9 protein-coding genes are annotated in these 20,022 nt (G+C 64.1%); 7 read left to right on the forward strand and 2 right to left on the reverse strand.

Annotated elements, in window-relative coordinates:
- Positions 1 to 31: 31 nt before the first annotated feature.
- From ACE1EY_RS12310 to ACE1EY_RS12325, 4 genes are all read left to right on the forward strand, one after another.
- Positions 32 to 5,083, forward strand: coding sequence for a choice-of-anchor U domain-containing protein (locus ACE1EY_RS12310; RefSeq protein ID WP_291514215.1), 5,052 nt, complete (start codon positions 32 to 34; stop codon positions 5,081 to 5,083).
- Positions 5,084 to 5,158: 75 nt separating this feature from the next.
- A complete protein-coding gene (djlA, locus tag ACE1EY_RS12315) occupies positions 5,159 to 5,941 on the forward strand; it encodes a co-chaperone DjlA (protein ID WP_291514214.1) in 783 nt (260 codons plus the stop codon).
- Between the two features lie 90 nt (positions 5,942 to 6,031).
- Complete coding sequence (locus ACE1EY_RS12320) at positions 6,032 to 7,474, forward strand: OmpP1/FadL family transporter (RefSeq protein ID WP_370300283.1); 1,443 nt, start codon at positions 6,032 to 6,034, stop codon at positions 7,472 to 7,474.
- Between the two features lie 207 nt (positions 7,475 to 7,681).
- On the forward strand, positions 7,682 to 9,229 hold the full coding sequence (locus ACE1EY_RS12325; protein WP_291514212.1) for a S8 family serine peptidase: 1,548 nt from the start codon (positions 7,682 to 7,684) through the stop codon (positions 9,227 to 9,229).
- Between the two features lie 18 nt (positions 9,230 to 9,247).
- On the opposite strand, the gene ACE1EY_RS12330 is transcribed toward ACE1EY_RS12325, so the two are convergent.
- Positions 9,248 to 10,162, reverse strand: a complete 915-nt coding sequence (locus tag ACE1EY_RS12330) for a hypothetical protein (protein ID WP_291514211.1) — start codon at positions 10,160 to 10,162, stop codon at positions 9,248 to 9,250.
- Between the two features lie 188 nt (positions 10,163 to 10,350).
- Between ACE1EY_RS12330 and ACE1EY_RS12335 the strand changes: the two genes are divergently transcribed.
- Both ACE1EY_RS12335 and ACE1EY_RS12340 read left to right on the forward strand, forming a co-directional pair.
- Positions 10,351 to 11,124, forward strand: coding sequence for a hypothetical protein (locus ACE1EY_RS12335; RefSeq protein ID WP_370300284.1), 774 nt, complete (start codon positions 10,351 to 10,353; stop codon positions 11,122 to 11,124).
- A complete protein-coding gene (locus tag ACE1EY_RS12340; protein ID WP_291514209.1) occupies positions 11,124 to 11,891 on the forward strand; it encodes a DUF1571 domain-containing protein in 768 nt (255 codons plus the stop codon). Before ACE1EY_RS12335 ends, ACE1EY_RS12340 begins: the two co-directional genes overlap by 1 nt.
- A gap of 32 nt (positions 11,892 to 11,923) precedes the next feature.
- Here the strand turns inward: ACE1EY_RS12340 and ACE1EY_RS12345 are convergent, their stop codons facing one another.
- Positions 11,924 to 14,416 carry a TonB-dependent receptor gene (locus ACE1EY_RS12345; protein WP_291514208.1) on the reverse strand — a complete coding sequence of 831 codons (2,493 nt, stop codon included), beginning with the start codon at positions 14,414 to 14,416 and terminating at the stop codon, positions 11,924 to 11,926.
- Between the two features lie 228 nt (positions 14,417 to 14,644).
- On the opposite strand from ACE1EY_RS12345, the gene ACE1EY_RS12350 reads away from it, so the two are divergent.
- On the forward strand, positions 14,645 to 20,005 hold the full coding sequence (locus ACE1EY_RS12350; RefSeq protein WP_370300285.1) for a hypothetical protein: 5,361 nt from the start codon (positions 14,645 to 14,647) through the stop codon (positions 20,003 to 20,005).
- Positions 20,006 to 20,022 lie beyond the last annotated feature (17 nt).

The raw sequence follows: 20,022 nt of genomic DNA on the forward strand, positions 1-20,022 counted from the left end.
TCCTGGACCAAGTCCCCGGGGAGTGGAAGCCATGCCTGTACGACTCAGAGTGTTGATCTGCGCCATCGTTGCGCTCTTGCTTGCCGCCTGCGGTGACCCTGCAGAAATCAATCTGCTGAACACGACTGAGGGTCAAACGCAGCTCACGGCACCTGGCGGTACGGTCACGCTGACGACATCGGCCGGCACGCTCAGCCAGGCGCGGGTCATCTCCAATCCGGCACCGAATGCCGCTCCGGCCGGCGTGAACTTCGCCCATGGATTCTATGACTTCAGCGTGACCGGACTGACGCCGGGCGGTACGGTGGATGTCACCATCCGGCTGCCGTCGGGTTCCAATCCGAACACCTACTACAAGGTGCAGAACGGGCAGTTCTCGCAGTTCGATTTCAATGGCGTCGACGGCGCGCGCTTCAATGGACGCACTGTCATCCTGACGCTGGTCGACGGCGGTCGCGGCGACGACGATGGCGTCGCCAACGGGGTGATTGTCGACCCCGGCGCGCCGGGCATCACGACCACCGGCGGCGGCACCACGACCCCGGCCACGATCAATAGCGCGCTGGTCGGCAGTTACACGTTGACGTACAGCGAGGCCGCTGCGGGCGGTCCGTTCAGCGACGGCGACACCGTGGCGGTGACCGTCGCGGCCAACGGCAGCCTGATGGTGCCGGCGGGCAGTTTGAGCAGTCCGTTCTACCGGAGCTTCGGCGGCACGCCGAATACCGCAGAGATCATCTGGCTGGATGCCACAACGCAGATCGAATATGCCCTGTCGGACAATCACGCAGGCAACTTCAACGAAATCAACATCGGCGATGCCAGTCAGGCGCAGGGGAGTGGCGTGCCGGCCTTTCTGGGTCAACTCCGGATGGGTTCCACGGGTGGGCCGGACAACACGCCAGATGCCTTCGCGTTCGCCGATCAGACCGGCGTGGCGCTGGATACCGTGGTCACCTCGAATACCGTCACGATTTCCGGCATCGACTCCACCGTGAACGTATCGGTGACAGGCGGCGAATGGTCGCCGAACTGTCAGCCCAGCGGCTTCACGTCCGCCGATGGCGTGGTCGAAGTCGGTCAAACGCTTTGCGTGCGGCACAGCTCGGCGAGCACATTCGACACCACCGTGACCACGACGCTGACCGTCGGCACGGTGATGCAGGCGTTCACCTCGCGCACGATGGCTTCGGCAGCCACCTACGACGTCGCCGGCGCGATTGGCGGTGCGGGTAGCACGGGCAGTTCTGGCCAGTGGGAGCTGTTCATCAATGGCGGGCTGGTCAATGACGGGCCGCTCAACGATGGCGCGGTGACCTACAACGCCGCACCGGTTGCCGATGGCGCAAGCTACCAGGTTGTCGCCTCTCCCGTCAGTGGCTTGAGCTGTGCCGTGGCGAACGCGTCGGGCACGATCAGCGGTGGTGACGTCACCGGCGTGGATATCAACTGCTCGCAGGCGGCGGGCTTTGACATCAGCGGCACGATCGCCGGCCTGCCGAGTTCCGGTTCAACCGGCACATACGAGCTGGAAGTCAACGGCACGGTGGTCGCCAGCAACGCCATGACCAATGGGGCTGCCACCTACAACCTCTCTCCCGTTACCGACGGTGCCGCGTACATCGTGCGTGCGTTCGCCCCGGCCGGGTTCAGCTGCACGGTGTTGAAGGCAGCCGGTACGGTGTCCGGTGCGGATGTCACGGGCGTGGACATCAACTGCATGAGTACTCAGGCCGCGACCTATTCGGTCTCGGGCGCCATTTCCGGCGCAGGTACGGGCGGCAGCAGCGGCCAGTGGGAAGCCTTTGTCGGCGGCTCGCTGGTGGCGGATGGCCCGTTGGCCGACGGCGCCGTGGTTTACGCCACCGGCGTGGCCGATGGTGCGAGCTACGAAGTCACGGCCTCGCCGGCGGGCGGGTTGGTCTGCAGCGTCGCCAATGCCAGCGGTACGGTGTCCGGCAGTGACATCACCGGCGTGGACATCAGCTGTTCGACTCCGAGCACCTACACCCTGTCGGGGACCATCTCCGGCGTGCCGGGCACCTCCTCGATGGGACAGTGGGAACTGCTGGTCGGCGGCGGTCTCGCCAATGACGGAGCGCTGCGCAATGCTGCGGTGACCTACTCAGCCAGCGTTGCTGATGGGAGCGACTACACGGTCCGTGCGCAACCGTCCTCCGGGTTGGTCTGCAACGTGGCCAATGGCAGCGGGACTGTCAGCGGCGCGGACATCACGAACATCGACATCACCTGCTCTGAGGCGGGCCGTTATAGCGTTGATTTGTTCATCACCGGCATGGATGCCGGAGCCACGCTGGATTACCGCTTCACGCTGGATGGCGTGCCGCTGGAAGATACCTACACGCAGACCAATTCCGCCGTGCGCATTGCTGATGGCACCGCCGAGGAGGGGGCGTCCTACACGCTGGAGATCATCCGCCAACCGGCCGGTCAGCGCTGCACGCCGACACCAACCTCGGCCGCGGGCAGCATCCCGGCGCGTGACCTGATCCTGAATGCGGACTGTGCCGACGTGATCGGCGGGCTGGCACCGATCGCCACGCCGCCCAATGGCACGATTCTCGATGTGGAATGGGGCAATGGTCGCTTCGTCATGGCCGGACAGTTCAACAGCCTGCCGTTCGTGACCACCGACGGTCAGACCTTCACCGGCGGCGGCAGCTTTGGCGGCGGGCCGACCGATATCGCGTTCGACGGCAGCCAGTTCATCGCCCTGCGCAGTGCGTTTTTGTCGACCAGTACGGATGGCACGAACTGGACCGACCTGCCGGGCAACCAGGCCATTCTCAACATGCAATACCTGCACGCTCAGCAGGGCCGGTACGTGGGGGTGGGGCTCGGTGGTCGCGCCTTTCTGTCCAGCGATCTGAGCAACTGGACGGAGGTGGCGACCGGCGGGTCGACCAACCTTCACGCGATCACCGAGCACAACGGGACCTACGTGGCTGCCGGGCTCGATGGTCAGATTCTCACCAGTATCGATGGGGGTAACACCTGGACGCTGGCGACACCGATACCCAACAACCCCGACCTGCGCGAGGTGATCTGGGACGGCAGCCAGTTCGTGGCGGTGGGGCAGAACGCACTGGCCATCAGTGCCGACGGGTTCAACTGGCTGTCGCTGGGCGGTATCAACGGCCATATCCGCGACATCACCGTCGCCAACGGGTTGTACGTGCTGGTCGGTGACGATGTCATGCTAATCGGGCCGAGTCTGCGCGATCTGACCGGCTACGCGCTGTCCAGTGATCTCTACACGATCGCGACGGGCTCGATTGGCACGATCGCGCTGGGTCAGAGCAGCCTCGGGTTCTTTGGGGATCCGCAGGACACCGCGCCGCCCAAGGCATCCGATGCCTGGCGGATGGTATCGCCCCGCCAGACCTACAATGACCTGAACCGGGTGGTCTGGGATGGCACGCAGTTCATCACCGTTGGTGGTCGTGGCCAGATCTTCCGCAGCACCAACACCGAATTGTGGGTGGCCGCGAACACGCCGGCGCTGGTCGATTCGACATCGGGGAATCTGGGGGCCTTTGCCTCCGATGGCCAGACCTTCATCGCGGCAGTCTCACGCGGCACGACGCTCAAGAGCTTCGACGGCAATTTGTGGGGTGAGGTCGAACCTGCGGAACCTGTCACCGAGATCTACCACAACGGCACGCAGTTCGTGGGCCGTGATGGCAGCACGACCTATGTCAGTCCCGACGGTCACAGCTGGACCCAGGCCGCTGACGATACGCCCTACATCGCGGCTCTCCAGGCCAACATGAGCCCAACGGTGGCGTACGACGGCACGACGTTCTACCGCATCCTGAACGGCAACACGCTGCAGAGCAGTGCAGATGGCCGAAGCTGGGTCACGGTGTCCGGCCAGCACTTCCTGAACCAGGGCGCACCGCGGGCGATGATCCACGACGGCTCGCAGTTCATCGTGGTGGGTGTGCGCGGTTACGTTTACACCAGCACCGACGGGCAGAGCTGGACCAACGAGGGTCGTGTCGGCGAAGCCGTCGAGCAGCTCAACGACATCGCCTACGACGGCACCACCTACGTGGCGGTCGGCCACGACGGCCAGATCTGGGCTAGCACCGACGCACGCAACTGGGATACCCGCAGCCACCATGCGTCGTTCACCATTAACGACGTGGTCGTGGCCGGTGAGCGTCTCGTGGCTGCGGGTGGCCGGATCGTGCTGGACGAACAGGGCAACGAGGACGGCGAAGTTCCGGTCATCGCGATTAGCCAGGATGGTGGATTCAGCTGGCAGGAGCAGCCCCTGCCGATGGATTACCAGTCGCCCAACGGTCGCGTGCCGCTGTTTGAAATCGAATGGAACGGTATGCAGTTCGTCGCGGTTGGCGGTCCGATCACCTCGGCGACCTTCGGGGAGGACGGCAGCGACAACCGCGTCATCGGCTACGTGAGCGCAGATGGTCGCAACTGGACGCTGGAAAATACGCTGGTCCGCGGCACCTACGCGGATCTCGACGAGGCGGCTGGCACCTTCCTGGCCTACCCGCAGTTCGGATTCTCCAGCAGCGAGATTCGCCGCGATCTGGGAACGGGCTGGACGGACATCTCCGGCACGCTGCCCGAGCAGGTGTATAGCGGCACCACGGGCCGTTTCCATCCGCTGGACGTGATGCACGACGGCAGCCAGTACCTGTTTGGCGGTGGCAGCGGCAAGCTGTACAGCTCGGCTGATCTGACCAACTGGACAGAACTGCCGCCCGGCGTGTCCAGCCCCATCAATGAGATTCGGCTCATCAACGGTCGGTACTTCGTGACGACCACGGGTGGGCTGTCCTACAGCGACGACCTGGTGAACTGGACCACCGTGTTCAGCGGTGGAACCTCGGATGTGCGTGGTGTCGGCAACTACGTCGTCGTGGCCGCGTCTCAGGGTAGGCTGTGGGTCAGCGAAGACAACGGCGCCCGCTTCGAAGGGGCCAACCTGCCGGGTACGTCGTCCAACAGCCCGGCTTGGGAGCAGGTGCTGGAAGCCTTTGGCCAGCCGGTGGTGCGGTCCGGCCGGATCTTCATGGACTTCCGTCCCTAGACATGCCCTGACAGCGCTGCCGGAGCGTCGCCACCGGCGGCGCTGTCGTTTCCTGTTGGCGTAGAATCCGGCGTCATGTTTCCTGCAATCCTCATTGGAGCCGTGATCGGCTTCGCGTTCGGCCGGCTGCCCGGCCTGTTGTTTGGGGCCGCCGCCGGCTGGTGGCTGGCGCGGCAGATCAGCCGTGTGTCACCCACACGTCTGATCGCTGGCGCGGCCCAGCACCAGTTTCTGGAAGCGACGTTCGCGGTAGCCGGAGCCATCAGCAAATCCGATGGCCGGGTGGACCAGTCCGAGATCGCCGCGCTGGAGACCATGATGCAGCGGTTCCGATTCACCCCAGAGCAGCGCAAACAGGCCATCGCCGCGTTCAATCGCGGCAAGCAGGCGGGTTTCGACGTGGACGCCGAGGTGCGCAGTTTTCGCAGTACTTGCCGCGGGCAGGTCCATCTGATTCAGGTCTTTTTGACCGCCCAGATTCAGGTGGCGATTGCCGATGGCCAGATCACCGACAACGAACGCGAACTCATCTTTCGCGTTGGCCGGGGGCTCGGGCTGTCTGAACAGGATCTCGCCCGCCTTGATGCATCGCTGCGCATGGCGCAGGGCGGCGGGTCGGCCGGGGGGCGCCGGCCGCCGCAGCGAGACGAACTCGCCGACGCTTACAAGATCATCGGCGTTGACGCATCGGCCAGCGACGCCGAGGTCAAGAAGGCTTACCGCCGCCTGATGAGCGAACACCACCCGGATCGCCTGGCAGCCAAAGGCCTGCCTGAGTCGATGCGCGCCGTGGCGGAGCAGAAAACCAGTGAAATCACCCGGGCTTACGACCTGATCAAGCAGGCACGGGCGGAGTAAAAACCGGGGAATCCCGTCGTTCACGTTCAGCGTAACGGCTGGCCTGATTCCTGCTGCCCATAGCGCTTCCGATTGGACGGGCGATACGCGATGGGCAGATTGCTCGGCACCTTGGTTAGCGCTGCGCTGGTGGGCGTGTCCCCAGCCTGGGCAGCGGGCGGATTTTCATTGCCGTTTGATTCGGTCGGCGCCAGCGGCATGGGCTTCGCCGGCGTGGATGCGGCTGACTACGATCCTGGTGCCGCAGTCCGCAACCCGGCCCTGCATGGCCTGGCCCTGGAATCGGGTCTGGCGACCGGGGCACATTTTGCCCATTTGTCGACACAGTTCCAGGGAGTCGCGGTTCGCGAGGGTACCGACGGCTCAACGATCAGCGGCGGTAACAGCGGCCGCAGTGGTCGTGTGGACGCCCCGATTCCGGACTGGACCTGGACGCGACGCATGAGCGACCGCTTCGCCGTCGGCGTGACGCTGGCCGCCCCCTACGGCACATCCCAACACCGGGATGCGGATTGGAAGGGGCGCTACAACGCCATCGACACGGTCATTCGAGGGATCGAGCTCACCCCCGGTGCTGCCTGGCAGGTCACTCCGCGGCTGCGTGTTGGGGTCGGCGCGCGACTGCATTGGTTCGACTTCGAGTATTCAAACGATGTCGACCTGGGCGCAATCGTTCAGCGCGAGGTTGAGGCGCGCGCCGGGGCGGATCTGGCCACGCCGGCTTGCGCCCTCGCCGGGGAAGAGACATTGCCGGGCAAGTACGACTTCCGTCACCGCGCCGAGGCCAGCCGTTTTACCGCTGCCTGGCAAGCCGGCCTGCGGATGGCGCTAACTGACCAGGTCGCCGTGGGGTTGAGCTATCTGTCCCCGATCGAGCACGGATTGCACGGTGATGCCACACGTCAACGCCTGGGCTGGACCCTGGAGGACTTTGAAAACGACCCTTGTTTTTCAACCACGCGCGTCGCCTTGCTGGCAACGGGCGGCTCCTTTGAAGAGGAGGTCGTGGCGCTGGTGCGGGCTGCCACCACCGATACCGGGTTCGGCCTCACCCTGACGCTGCCGGAGACGCTGTCCTCCGGCGTCGCTTGGACGGTTGATCGCTGGACCTTTGCCAGCAGCCTGCGATGGACCCGCTGGTCTCGGTTCGACGAAGTCATCATCCGCTTCGATAACGCGACGCCCACGGTTCGCAGTCGGCTGGAATTCCAGGACGCCTACCTGGTTGCGCTCGGCATGCGCTACCAGCTCAACGAACGCTGGACGCTGTCTGCAGGCGTGGCCGGGGAGTCGGCCGCCGTCAGTGACGAGAATCGGAGCGCGACTTCTGCAGATGCAGGCCGCCTGTACCTCACGGGCGGGTTTAGCTGGGTGGTCAACGAGCGACGGACGGTCGACTTCAGTACCGGAGTGCTACGTAGCCGCGGGGGCGAGGTTGATGATGTCGACCCGATGACCGGCAACCGAGTCACGGGCCGTTACCAGCCACTGACACTGCTTTGGTTCGGCCTGCGAATGCGCTGGCGTTTGTGACCGATGCGACAGTCCGGCCGCGTGCGCCCTCCATTTGGCTCCGGCATCTGCGAAGATCGGCGTTGAATTTGCATTGAATACAGGCGTCGTGCATGGCAAGCCTTGCCTGCACTGTCGACCGTGTCGGGCTTTGCCATTGAAATCGAACGGTTAGAGTGTGGCAGACGGAACTGCGGTTAATCGATCCGAATAGGGAGGTTTCACGCGATGTTGAGAATTGTCGTGCTCGCAATCATGGCGAGTCTGTACGTCAGCAGTGCTTCGGCTGCGGCCAAGCAGCGGGTCTGGATTGAAGTCAAGCCGGGAAAAATGGCTGCGGTCGCCAATGCACTGGGCCAAGAAAGCTCGCTGGAACGGCACTACCGCTTCGATGCGATCAACGCCTTCGTGGTCTCGGCGCCGGCGGGCGTGATCGACCGGCTGCGCCGTAACAAGCGGATCCTTTCGATCGAGCCGGACGTTAAACGCTACCCCATGGCGCAGGAGGTGCCCTATGGCATCGACATGGTGCGCGCACGCGACGTCTGGGACCTGGATCGCGACGGTGTGATCGATTCTGGTGCGGCGACCGGCGCAGGCGCCACGGTTTGCATCATCGATTCCGGGATCTCTGCGGCACACGATGATCTCGCGGCCCTGAATCTGGTCGATGGGACGCCGACGGGTTGGGATACCGATACCTGTGGTCACGGCACGCATGTCGCCGGCACCATCGCCGCGGTTCATAACGACCTCGGCGTTGTCGGCGTGTCGCCCGGACAGGTGAACGTGCTAATCGGCAAGGTCTTCGACGGCCCCGAATGTGCGTGGTCGTACTCGTCCACGCTCGCGGACATCGCCTTTCAATGCGCGGAGGCGGGCGCCAACGTGATCAACATGAGTCTCGGCGGCGGCAGTGCGCAGACGCTGGAAGAAGCGGCCTTCGACTGGATCGAAAGCGTCGGTACGCTGTCGATCGCGTCGGCGGGGAACAGCGGCACGCGCGCCTACAATTACCCGGCAAGCTATTCGTCCGTGGTATCCGTCGCGGCGGTGGACGACACCATGTCCGTTGCACTTTTTTCACAGAAGAACGACGCCGTGGAACTGGCCGCGCCTGGCGTCGGGGTACTGAGCACGGTGCCGTTCACCGAGCAGGCAGACCTCGAGGTCGACGGAAGCGCCTACGAGGCGAATGCGCTGGAGAATGCCGCCTACGGCATGGCAACCGGCGCGCTGGCCTACGGTCGGCTGTGCAAGCGGTCGTCGTCCTGGAGCGGTCGGGTCGTGCTGTGTGAGCGTGGCGACAATTCCTTTGCCGAGAAAATCGCGGCGGTCGAGGCCGGTGGCGGCGCCGCCGTGGTGATTTACAACAACGAACCGGGTGCCTTTCTGGGGACCTTGGGCGAGGACAGTTCGTCGATTCCGGCCATCAGCATTTCACAGGAAGACGGATCGGCCTTGCTGACATCGGTGGGTGTGGACGCCACCGTTACGACGATGCTGGAAGAGTATTCCTATGAGCTCTACAACGGCACATCGATGTCGGCGCCGCATGTCTCCGGTGCCGCGGCCGTGCTGTTCAGCAGCGATCCGACGCTCACCGGAGCCGAGGTGCGCGAGGCGCTGACCGCCACCGCCATCGATTTGGGTCGTCGCGGTGTGGATGACGCCTACGGTTATGGCCTGATTGATCTGTACGCGGCTTGGCAGTACCTCGGCGGTGGTTCTAGCCCAACGGCCGCGTCGACAGCAACACCGACCGCAACGCGTTAGCGGCGGATAAAGCGCCGCTTAGGGAAATCGGCGCGTCAGCGAAGCGATGAATCCATCGCGTGACGCGCCGTGACCGAGTTCCGCTTGAAGGTTCCAGCCGTTTTGCATGTCCCAATTGGTGCCAAGCACGTAACTCCACGGATCCTTGTTGGTGATGTCGGCGGTCAGGGTCACGATCGTGCTGCCATTCGGTGTGGGCACCGTCGCACTCCGGCTGAACTCCACATGGGCATCGATGTGCAACGCGCCGACGTAAACCGCCAGTTCGCCGTGGTTTCCGAGGCCGAAGCGGCGACCTATCCGGGGGGACAGCGCCAGGGTTTCCATGGGCGCATCCGCCGTGTCCAGGTCCGCCCAGGTGTAGGCGAGGCCGCCGAGCGCGAAATACGATCCGCGGCCGAGCGCGAGCAGGGCGCCCAGCGTGTAGACCTCACCACCAGGTTCCTGCTTGCCCACGGCCGTGAACGTCTGGTCGCAAAGCGCCGGCCGCGGCGAGGCGTCCGGCGCACAGCGGCTCTCGTCGCCGACGAACGCAACAATGTCCTCGCCGTCCACGCTGACGTTCGTACTCAGCGTATTGTCCGCGGCGCCCACCTGCGCAAAGACATTCAGAAACGGCAGCAGCCAAGCATCTGCGCGCAGTTGCAGCTGCCGATTGGTCATTTCCGAGTCGTCCGATTCAACGAAGTCGATGCCGCCGCGGCGACCGTCGTCGGAAGCGATGCGCAACTCGTCGATCCGAATGTCGTGACTGTAGCCGACGTAAATCAGACCCACGCCGTATCGCGGGGGCAACGTGACGTTGCGTTCGGCGGCCAGGCGTTCCCAGAGCGACGGTTCCTCGGCTTCCGCGCCGGATTCCTGGGCCGCGGCCGTGCCGAGCGCTGCGAGGCAGGCCACCGATGAGAAAACCAGGTTGCGTACGGACTTCATGGCCGTTTCTCCGGATTCGACTTATGTAGACTGCCAGACGGCAAGAATCTTGCCGTTGTATGCATCATGCGCTCCCGCGCGGCTTATCAATCGCTGGTGCGTCAGGGTATGACCGGGCGTTACGTCCGGCGTTCAGCGACGGGGAGCAGGACCAGACTCGCCAGGGCAGGCCAATGAGGTGCACGTCTATGAAGGATCGGATGGCGGTAGCCAACAATCACCGGCAGTGTGATGCCGTATTCGCCCGTGTCGTTCGGCGAGTTCTGTGGCTGCTTGTGTGGGCGGCGGCGCCGGCGGCACAGGCCTTCGATTTCGATCGACTGCGCGATGCCTCGCAGGCGGACTTTCAAGCGATTGCAGAGGATGCCGCGAACGCTTACCAGTTTCGGCAGTGGCAGCATGTCCGCCCGCTGTCCGGCTACTGGGGGCTCGGTGCCGGCGTCGCGTCGATGTCGTCGGTGCAGCACGACGATGCCTGGTCCCGCGTGTTCGGACAGGACACGACGCTGCTGGGGCAGATTGGTGTGGCCGGCGAGATGGCCTTGGATTCCGGCTGGTCGCTGGGCGCCATGGCTTCCGCCATACCGGATTCCGGCTACGGCGTGCTCGGTGCGAGTATCGGGTGGGCGTGGCCCGTTTCCGGCATGTCCGGCTGGGAGGTCGCGGCGCGCGGTGCCTACTCCTCGCTGATCGGGGAGGACGACGTGGAGCTGGACTCCATCGGCGCAGACCTGGCGCTGCGGCGTCGACTGGGAACGATGACGGTCTACGGCAATGCCGGTTGGTCGACCAGCCGCTTTGATGTGTCTTTCGGTGAGTCTTCACTGGATGCTGAAACCGTGAACGCTGCCCGCCTTGCGGTCGGCGTGTCGCGCTGGTTTGGTGCGTTGTTTCTAAACGGTGAAGCCGGCATCCAGTCCGATTATGTGAATGCAACGTTATCGGTGGGGTTCGGAATCTGATGAGCAGGCTGGGTTTGGCGGCTGTGCTGGTCTGGGCCGTGGCCGCGCCACCACTACACGCCGGCGACCCAGTCGAGGAAGCGGCGGCGTCCACTCGCGACCAGGCGGCGGAGCTGCTGCTGCGCTTCGTTGACACGGTTTCCCGCCTCGACGGCTACACCGCGACGATGACCAAGCAGCAGCGCGTCGATGGTGAACTGCAGCCGGTCGAGACGCTGTTCATGAAGCATCAGCGTTCGCCTGAATGCCGGTACATGCGCTGGCTGCCCGGCCCCGAAGAGGGGCGCGAAATCATCTTTTGCACCGACCGTTACAAGGGCAAGATCAAGTTTCACCAGCCGGGTTGGTTCGGGTGGACCATGTCGCTGGATCCCCAGGGCTCGTTCGTGAAACGCGCGGGTAATCTGCGGCCGCCGCATGAAGGTGGCATCTTCAATCTCGCGCAGAAGCTGCACTCCGGCATCGAGGCGCAGCGTGCGACCTCGGGAGGCACCGAGCCGGCTGTGGATATCTCCGATCGCTCCGTGCACCAGGCGCCCGCCCGTTGTCTGCTGCCGCAAGGGCCGCCGCCGGACGACGACAACGCCCCTTATCCGGTCGGCAAGCGCGAGCTCTGTTTCTACGAGGACAATGGCCTGCCGGCACAGATCCGCATGTGGCATGCCGACGGCCAGTTGATGGAGTTCTACACCTTCCGTGACTTTGCGCTGAACCCGGGCCTCACCGATGTCGACTTTGATGTCGACAATGACGACTACGACTTCTGATCCGTGCTTTGCCGCGCTGGCCGTGACGGACCTTAGAACTCGAAGCTGAGTGCGCCATACACGCTGCGCCCCACGGTGGTGGTCACTGCACCATAGTTGCCGGGCGCCACGGCCAGGTCCGTGACCTGGCTGAGGACGCGCTCGTCGGTGATGTTCTGCAACGAGACGGTCAGGCCCCAGGCACGGTCCACCGCGCCGACGGACAGGCGGGCGTTATAGGTGATCGTGTCGTCCTGCAACGTGGCCGGGTCCAGATCCACGTCCAGGTACCGTTCGCTGGTGTAGAGCGCTTCCAGATTGACGATGATGCCCCAGGATGGCGAAAAGCCGGGCAGCAGAAGCTTGGGTAGCACGCTAACCGACCACTTCGGTGCGTTCTGCAGGGTCTGTCCGGTGAGGTCCTGCGAGCTGTCGTCGCTGAACGCCGGCGCCGGCGCATTGGGGTAGCTGGTGTAATAGGCGTCGGTGTAGCCGACGCTGGCGTCGAGTTCGAATGCGCGGATCGGTGGGAGCCATCGCAGATCGGCCTCAAAACCACGTGTCCGTGCGGCCGCTGCGTTGAGCACCGACAACTCGGAGCCCGTGAACGTGGAGACCTGCAAGTTCTCGAAATCCGTATGGAATATCGCGATATTGGTGTGCAACGTGTTGTTCAGCAGGCGGGCCTTAAAGCCAACTTCATAGCTGTCGGCGCGTTCCGGTTCGAATTCCAGATTCTCATCGTTGAGAGGAATCCCGTTGAAGCCGCCGCTCTTGAAGCCGCGCGCCCAGATGGCGTAAGTGGATGCGCGACGCCCCATGTCGTAGCGCAGTCCCAGCTTGGGCGAGACTTCATCTTCGGAGCGCGATAGCGATGACTGGTGATTGGATTGTCCGATCACTGCCGGAATGAAGATCGCGCCGTCTGGCGCCGTCGAGGTCAGATACGCATCCTTGTCTTCGCGTCCTACGCGCAATCCAACAATTGCGTGGAGGTCCTTGAGGATTTCGGTCGTGACCTGTCCGAACAGTGCCATGGAGCGTTGCTGTTGCGACAGCGTCAGCAGCACGTTCTCGTTTTGTCCCTGCGCGGCGAAGATTTCCGCGGCCAGCGGCGACATGACGATCTGGGTCAGCGCGTCGACCACCGCCGGCGGAATCGGAATACCGCCACCGAGGCCTGGCGTCGGCACGACATCGCCGCTGCCTGGGTTGTCCGCCTGGTTGGCCAGCACCAGGCCGGCAAGAGCGCCCAGGTCCTCGATTTCGATGAACTCGTTATTGAACGAATCGGCGTCGAAGTAGTAAGCGCCGAGGATAAACTCGGTTTCGCCGAACAGGCCGAACAGGCTGTCGGCCAGCCCGCTGACGCGCAGCTCCTGCGAGTACTGTTCATACGGGCTGGGTTCCTGCAGCGTGTAGAGCAGCGCCGGTACGGGGGAGAAATCGAAGTCGATGTCGCGCTCGATCGTCGTCGTTCGTGCATACCCGGAAATGGACGTCAGATCTACGGTGGGAACGCCCAGCCACCCGTTCAGCGGATACTCGATGTTGGCCTGTGCGGAGCGGGTCTCGACCTTCGCGAACGCCGGCACGTTACTGGACACGAGCTCGTTGAGCGGGTCGGTTTCCACCTGTGGATCGAACTGCTGCATGTATTCGAAAACCGTGGGTGTCAGCTCCGCGATCTGAAACGCATTGTTGTTGAACGACTGGTTCGCGATGCTGGCGCCCAGGGTGATGCGGCCGCCATAACCGAACTCCGGCAGCCGCAGCTTGATACGGCCGTAGGTTGCGTTGAAATCCGCTTCGGGGCGATCCAGCAAGGTGTTGTAGAGAATCCCGTCGATGCCGTAGGACGCGCCGGCAATGCGCACCGCCGCCGTGTCAGACAGCGGGATGGTCACGCCGCCCTGGGCAATGCGCTGATCCAGGTTGTCCGTGCCGATCAGCCGGATCGATGCCTCGCTGTACGGCTCCGGTTCGCGGGTGGTCAGATTGAGCACGCCGGCAATGGTGTTCTTGCCGAATAACGAACCCTGCGGCCCACGTATGACCTCGAACTGCCCGACGTCGTAGAGCATCGACGACAGGAATGTCGAGCGGCCGTAATACACGCCGTCGATGACCGTGCCGACCGAGGACTCGGCCCCGAGGTTCGATATGGTCGTGCCATAGCCGCGAATACGTACCTCGCTGAGATACGGCGTGATCTTCATCGTGAGGTTGGGAACGTAATTATTGACGTCGTTGGGCAGCAGGATGTTGGCTTCGGCCAGTTGTTCGCCGCTGATCGCGGAGACCGACGCCGGAACCTCGCGCAGTGTCTGCCGCGTTTTCTGCGCGGTGACCACCAATTCTTCGAGTTCGATGGTGTCCGCATCCATTTCTGTCGGAACGTCCTCGGGATCAAGTGCCGCGACCGGAATCGTGGGCACGGTTTCGATCTCGTCTGCCTCCGATTGCGCCAGCGCCGCTGGTACCAGTCCCATCCCCGCGAACGCGCAGACCGCGCACACCCGACGCATCGTGCTCGATTCGATCATGACCCCACCCCGTGTTTCGCCCCATGTCGGGGCGAGTTCCCTGGATACTGTACGCTGCGTGTGGATTAAGGCACCGTTCTTGCGACATGCTTTAGGCGCGGCGCAATACACATTTGCGACGTTCGGGGAATCGTAGGCAAGAATCAAGCAAACATGATGTTGGGTGGCCGCGCGCCACCGGACCATTGACGGTTAGCGGCGATCCAAGAGATCGCCCGGGGAGTTGGTATGTCTTTTCGTGGTTTGCGGTGGGTTCAGGCCGGCATGGTCTGTATGGCGTTGGCGCTTACGGGCTGCATGTCGCCCGACGAAGACGACACGCCGAATGAAGTGACGACGTTGTCCGGCACGGTGACCGGCACGGTGCTCGACAGCAACGGCAGCCCGATTGAGGGGGTCGTTGTTCGGTACACCGGCGCGGTCGTCAAGGCGGCGGTATCGGCCGTCACGAATGATGCGGGTCAGTTCGAGTTGCCCGGGGTCGTGGTCTCCGGAACGTCCGGTATCGGCGCCAACGACGCCAACGGACCGATCACTCTGGTGCTGGACACCGGCGAACTGGAGATGCCCCACATGGGTGCGACGGTTCGGGTGAGCCCCGATGCCGATGTCATCGCCAACCCTGGCGATGATCCTGTGTTCATCAACAACTTCAACGTCGATACAGGCCCGGTGCGCTTGCCTGCGTTGAATACCGAGGTTCGCGGCACTGTCCGCAACGCCGAGACCGGCGCTGCGGTGTCCGGCGTGCAGGTCACCCTGGAGTTCCAGGGCGTGGAATTCGATCAGGACGGCAATGTCGGCGTGGCCGCCACCTACGATAGCGGCGCCAATCGCACGGCGACCACGGACAGTGCCGGCCTGTTCAGCTTCGCCGGCGTTTATGCCGACTCGTGTGTGCGCGTCGCTGTCGGCGGGCACGAGATCGTGACCACATCGGCTTCTCTGCCGAGCTGCACCGAACTGGACGACGAGCCGACCGACGCGTCGTCGATCTCCTTTGCCACCACCAACGATGGTGGGGTCATGGATCTCGCCACTGTCACCGTCGATCCCTATCCGAACGGTGACGGCATTCCGCCGCATGTCGAATCCACCGATGGCGTGGTCGACGACAGCGTCAGTCCCGCGCCGCTGGCCAGCCGTATCGATGGCGTGGCGCCGAACGGTTTTGTCGTCGAATTCAGCGAGGCCTTGCAGCCGGGCATGGATGCCGACGACGCGCTGGTGCTCATTGGTGAGGCACCCACACAGACAACGGTGGCAGTGGCTGCCGCCACGGTATCCGGCAGCACCGTGACGGTGGAAACGGATGCCGCATTGCCGGCAGGTGAACGCGTACAGCTATGGCTGGCGCGCGAAGCCTTGCTGGACAGCGCCGGCAACATCGCCGCACCTTCGACGGATGTCGCCTACGACAGCCTGAGTGGCGACAGCGCCTATCTGGTGCTGGACTACCGCACGTTCAGTTCGCCGGATCTGTCCGCTCCTCGCGCGCTGGGTGTGGCGGGCGTGACCGACCCTGCCATGAGTCCGGCGACGCTGGATGATTCGGTCACCGGGTTGGTTTCCGCGCCGATCGTCATCAGCTTCAGCGAGTCCATCAAGGACATCGTCGAGCCGGGTGATGTCACGGTCGAGTTGGACAGCGGTTTTGCCAGCGTGCTCACCACGGAACTGGTGGGCGAGACACAGCTGCAGATCGCACTGGACGAGCCTTTGCCGGCCGGCAGTGAAGTCACGGTGCGGATTGATCGCACCGAGCTGCAGGATTCCGAAGGCAACGGCATCGTGCTCAGCGACGATCTGGCCTACGACGGTTTCACCGGCGCGAGTGCCCAGTTCTTCACGCTGTTCCTGGCGACCACCGGGGCCGCCGACGCGCAGGCGCCGTTCGTGGAATCCACCGATGGGGTGATCGATCCCGCCGTGAGTCCCGCGCCTCTGGCCTCAGGCTTTGACGGCACGGGCGCTGGCGGATTTGTCATCCGGTTCAACGAAACCTTGCAGGCTGGCCTGGATGCCAGCGACGTCACGGTGCTCGTCGGACCGTCTGGCAGCCAGACTTCCATGGCGGTGGCAACAGCCGCGATTGCCGGGGATACGGTCACGGTCGAAACCGCGGTCGCAATCGGTCAGGGCGAGTTGGTTGAGGTGCGGCTGGCCCGCGACGCGCTGCGTGACACCTCGGGCAATGTGGCCGTGCTCAGCGACGAAGTCGCCTACGACAGCCTCAGCGGTTCCAGTGCCGAGCTGGTGCTGAGCTATCGCACGGCCGGTGCGCCGGATACCGAAGCTCCGATGGCGGCTGGCGTCACCGGGGTCACCGATCCTTCCGCCCGCCCGGCAGAGCTGGACGATTCGATCACCGGATTGGCCGCCGCACCGCTGACCGTCGTGTTCACCGAGACCATGCAGGACATCATCGAGCCCGGCGACGTTGCCGTGCAGGTCGAAGGTGGTGTCGTGGCCGTGAGCACGGTCGAGCTGATCGGTGGCACCCAGTTGCAGATCGTGCTCGACGAGGCGCTGCCGGACAGCGGCGACGTCACCGTGCTGATCGCACGGTCCGAACTGCTAGATCTGGCCGGTAACGGCATCGCGCTGAGCACTACGCTGGCCTACGACGGTTTCACCGGCCCGGAAGCGAATTTGTTCACGCTGTTCCTGACGACCGGCGAAGCCGAGGACGAGGAACCCCCGTTTGTGGAATTCACCGAAGGCGTGGTGGACGACGGTGTGACGCCGGCCCCGCTGGAGAGTCGGATCGACGGCGTCGCGCCGAACGGTTTCGAGATTCATTTCGACGAGACACTACAACCCGGCCTGGACGCCGGTGACGTGATCGTCCTGGTTGGTGCCAGCGGTGATCAGGCAACGGTGGCCGTGGCCGCAGCCGGTATTTCCGGCGACACCGTGAGCGTCGAGACGGCGAGTCCGATCGCGGGCGGGCAGCTCGTCGAAGTGTGGCTGGCGCGCGAGGCGCTGCTCGATACGGCCGGCAATGTGGCTGTGCTGAGCGCCGAGGTTGCCTACGATGCCTACAGCGGCGACAACGCCTATCTGGTGCTGAGCTATCGCACCGCGGCGGTGCCCGATACCGGCGCGCCGATGGTCGACGGTGTTGACGGCGTGCTCGATGCGCTGCGCAGCCCTGCCGAACTGGACGCCTCGGTGACCGGCCTGGCCGAGGCGCCCCTGGTCGTGCAGTTCAGCGAGACCATGCAGGACATCATCGAACCCGGTGATGTGACGGTGGAGCTTGATGTCGGTTTCGCCAGCGTGCTGACCACCGAACTGGTCAGCGGCACCACGCTGGAGATCACCCTGAACGAAGCGCTGCCGGCCGGAAGCCAGGTCACGGTACGCGTGCCGACCACGCAGTTGCTGGACAATGTCGGCAACAGCATCGATCTGAACGACAACATCGCCTACGACGGTTTCACCGGTGCCAATGCCCAGTTCTTCACGCTGTTCCTGGCCACGGGTGGGGCGGCGGATGCACAGGCGCCGTTCGTCGAAACCACCGAAGGGGTGGTCGACGAGACCGTAAGCCCGGCGCCGCTGGAATCTCGTATCGACGGGACTGGCGCCAACGGATTCGTGATCCGGTTCAACGAGAGCCTGCAAGCTGGCTTTGCCGCTTCTGACGTGATTATCGAAGTGGGTGCCGGTGGCGAGCAGTACCTTGCGGACATCGCATCGGCGTCGCTGATGGGCGATACGCTGACGATTACCGTGATGAACCCGATCCCCCAGGCTTCGCCGGTGGATGTGTTGCTGGCCCGTGAGGCGCTGGTTGATCCGGCCGGTAACGTCGTCATCGAAAGCCCCGAAGTGGCCTACGACAGCATCAACGGCACCAGCCAGTATCTGGTGCTGTCGTTCACGACATTCACGCCGGCGGATGCCACCGCCGAGGCGCCGGTGATCACCGGCCAGGCTGCGACAACGCTGTTCCCGGCCGACGGTGCCTACCTGACGACCTCGGCGCTGCTCGACACGGTCATCGCCGACGCCGAGGACATTCGTGTCGCCCGCGAGCCCAATGGCGCAGCCATCGGCTATGCCACGGCTCTGGGTCAGACGGATGGACTGGAGCAGCTCAATGCACCGGAAGCCTCCGCGCCGCTGAACGAATTGCTGGACGCCATCGAAACGTCGACGCGTACCGTGTTCACCGGTGTGGCCCGCGTGTCGGTTGCGAGCAGCCCGAACGCGGCTGACTATCTGGTTCGGCTGGAGCGCACCAACCAGCCGTTGGATGTGCTGTTCTTCCCGGTCTATACCGGTTCCGGCGTGCCGGCCAACAACGGCCCGACATCGTTCGGCGCGCTGACTTACGTGGTCGACGACGGCGGCGCAAGCAGTTTCGATCTGATTATCGCGCCGCGCGGTGACACGCCGCAGCCCGGTGATGTGCTGTCGATCACGGCTCGCGCGCCGGGTGGTGCGCTCGGTGGTGCGGCGACGATGACCCTGCTGGATGTGTCACCACCCACCGTGACCTTGCAGCTGTTCGATGCACTGATCGCCGGCATGCAAGGCGGCGGTTCCACGGGTGGCTCTGGCAGCGCGATTGTCGACAACGGGGCGGATACGGCGTCCACGGTGCTGTATTCGATCACGCCACAGGCGGCCGATGTCAACGACACCGAGGCCGGGTTTGCCAACGATGACTGGAAGGGCGCCAACGAGTTGCAGGGTCTGTCCAACGCCTTGCTGGAGACCTTCGCGGCGACGCTGAATACCACAGCGGCCATCGGTGACGCCGACGGCACTGCCGCGTTCCTCCAGACGACGCCGCGTATCGGCATCGCCGTCACCGAACAGATCGCGCCGATCGGAGTTCCGGTCACGACGAATGTCAGCGCCACGCTGTCGGGCCTGACCGCGCTCAACGGGTTGGTCGGTGAGGATGGTACGACCAGCAATGTCGCCGCCTTCGATGTCGATGACATCTTCGCCCTCCAGGCTGATGCCCGCGGCGGTGCTGCCGAGATCGCGCTCACCGGCGCCATCGAGGACATGGACGGCAATGCGCCGGATACGGACACGCGGGCCTTCGTGCTGCTGCGCGACCAGACCCCGCCATTGATGTCGCTGGCGTTCTACGACGGCACGAACTTCGTGTTCCGCTTCAACGAACCCGTGCGGGCTACCGGCAACATCGTGTTCCAGGATTGCGATGTCGCCGGCCCGAGCACCGCGAACGTCACGGTCAACCTGGCCTCGACCGCCGACAGCAATGCGGACGCCACCCAGGATGTCAGCCAATCCGGGGATGGAACGACGTTCACCGTGCAGGGCCATGTCGTGACCGACCAACTCGGTTTGCAGGCCGAAAGCGTCTGCTTCGATTTGCCGGCCTACGCCGAAACCTCGTACGAACTGGGCAACCTCGGCGGTCTCACCGCGCTGGGGGCGGTCAATCCCACCCCGGCGCATGGCGTCGTGACCTATGTGCAGGTACCCGACACCGCGGCGGATGCCGGCAACGGTGCTATCGACAACAGTTGGGTGAACTGGGCTGCGAACGGGTTGGGGGTGACCAATCCACGCTTTGCCATGGCGGATATCCGGCCTTAATCGCCACTTGTTGACGA

The organism is Abyssibacter sp. (assembly GCF_964229365.1).
Lineage (GTDB): Bacteria > Pseudomonadota > Gammaproteobacteria > Nevskiales > OUC007 > Abyssibacter.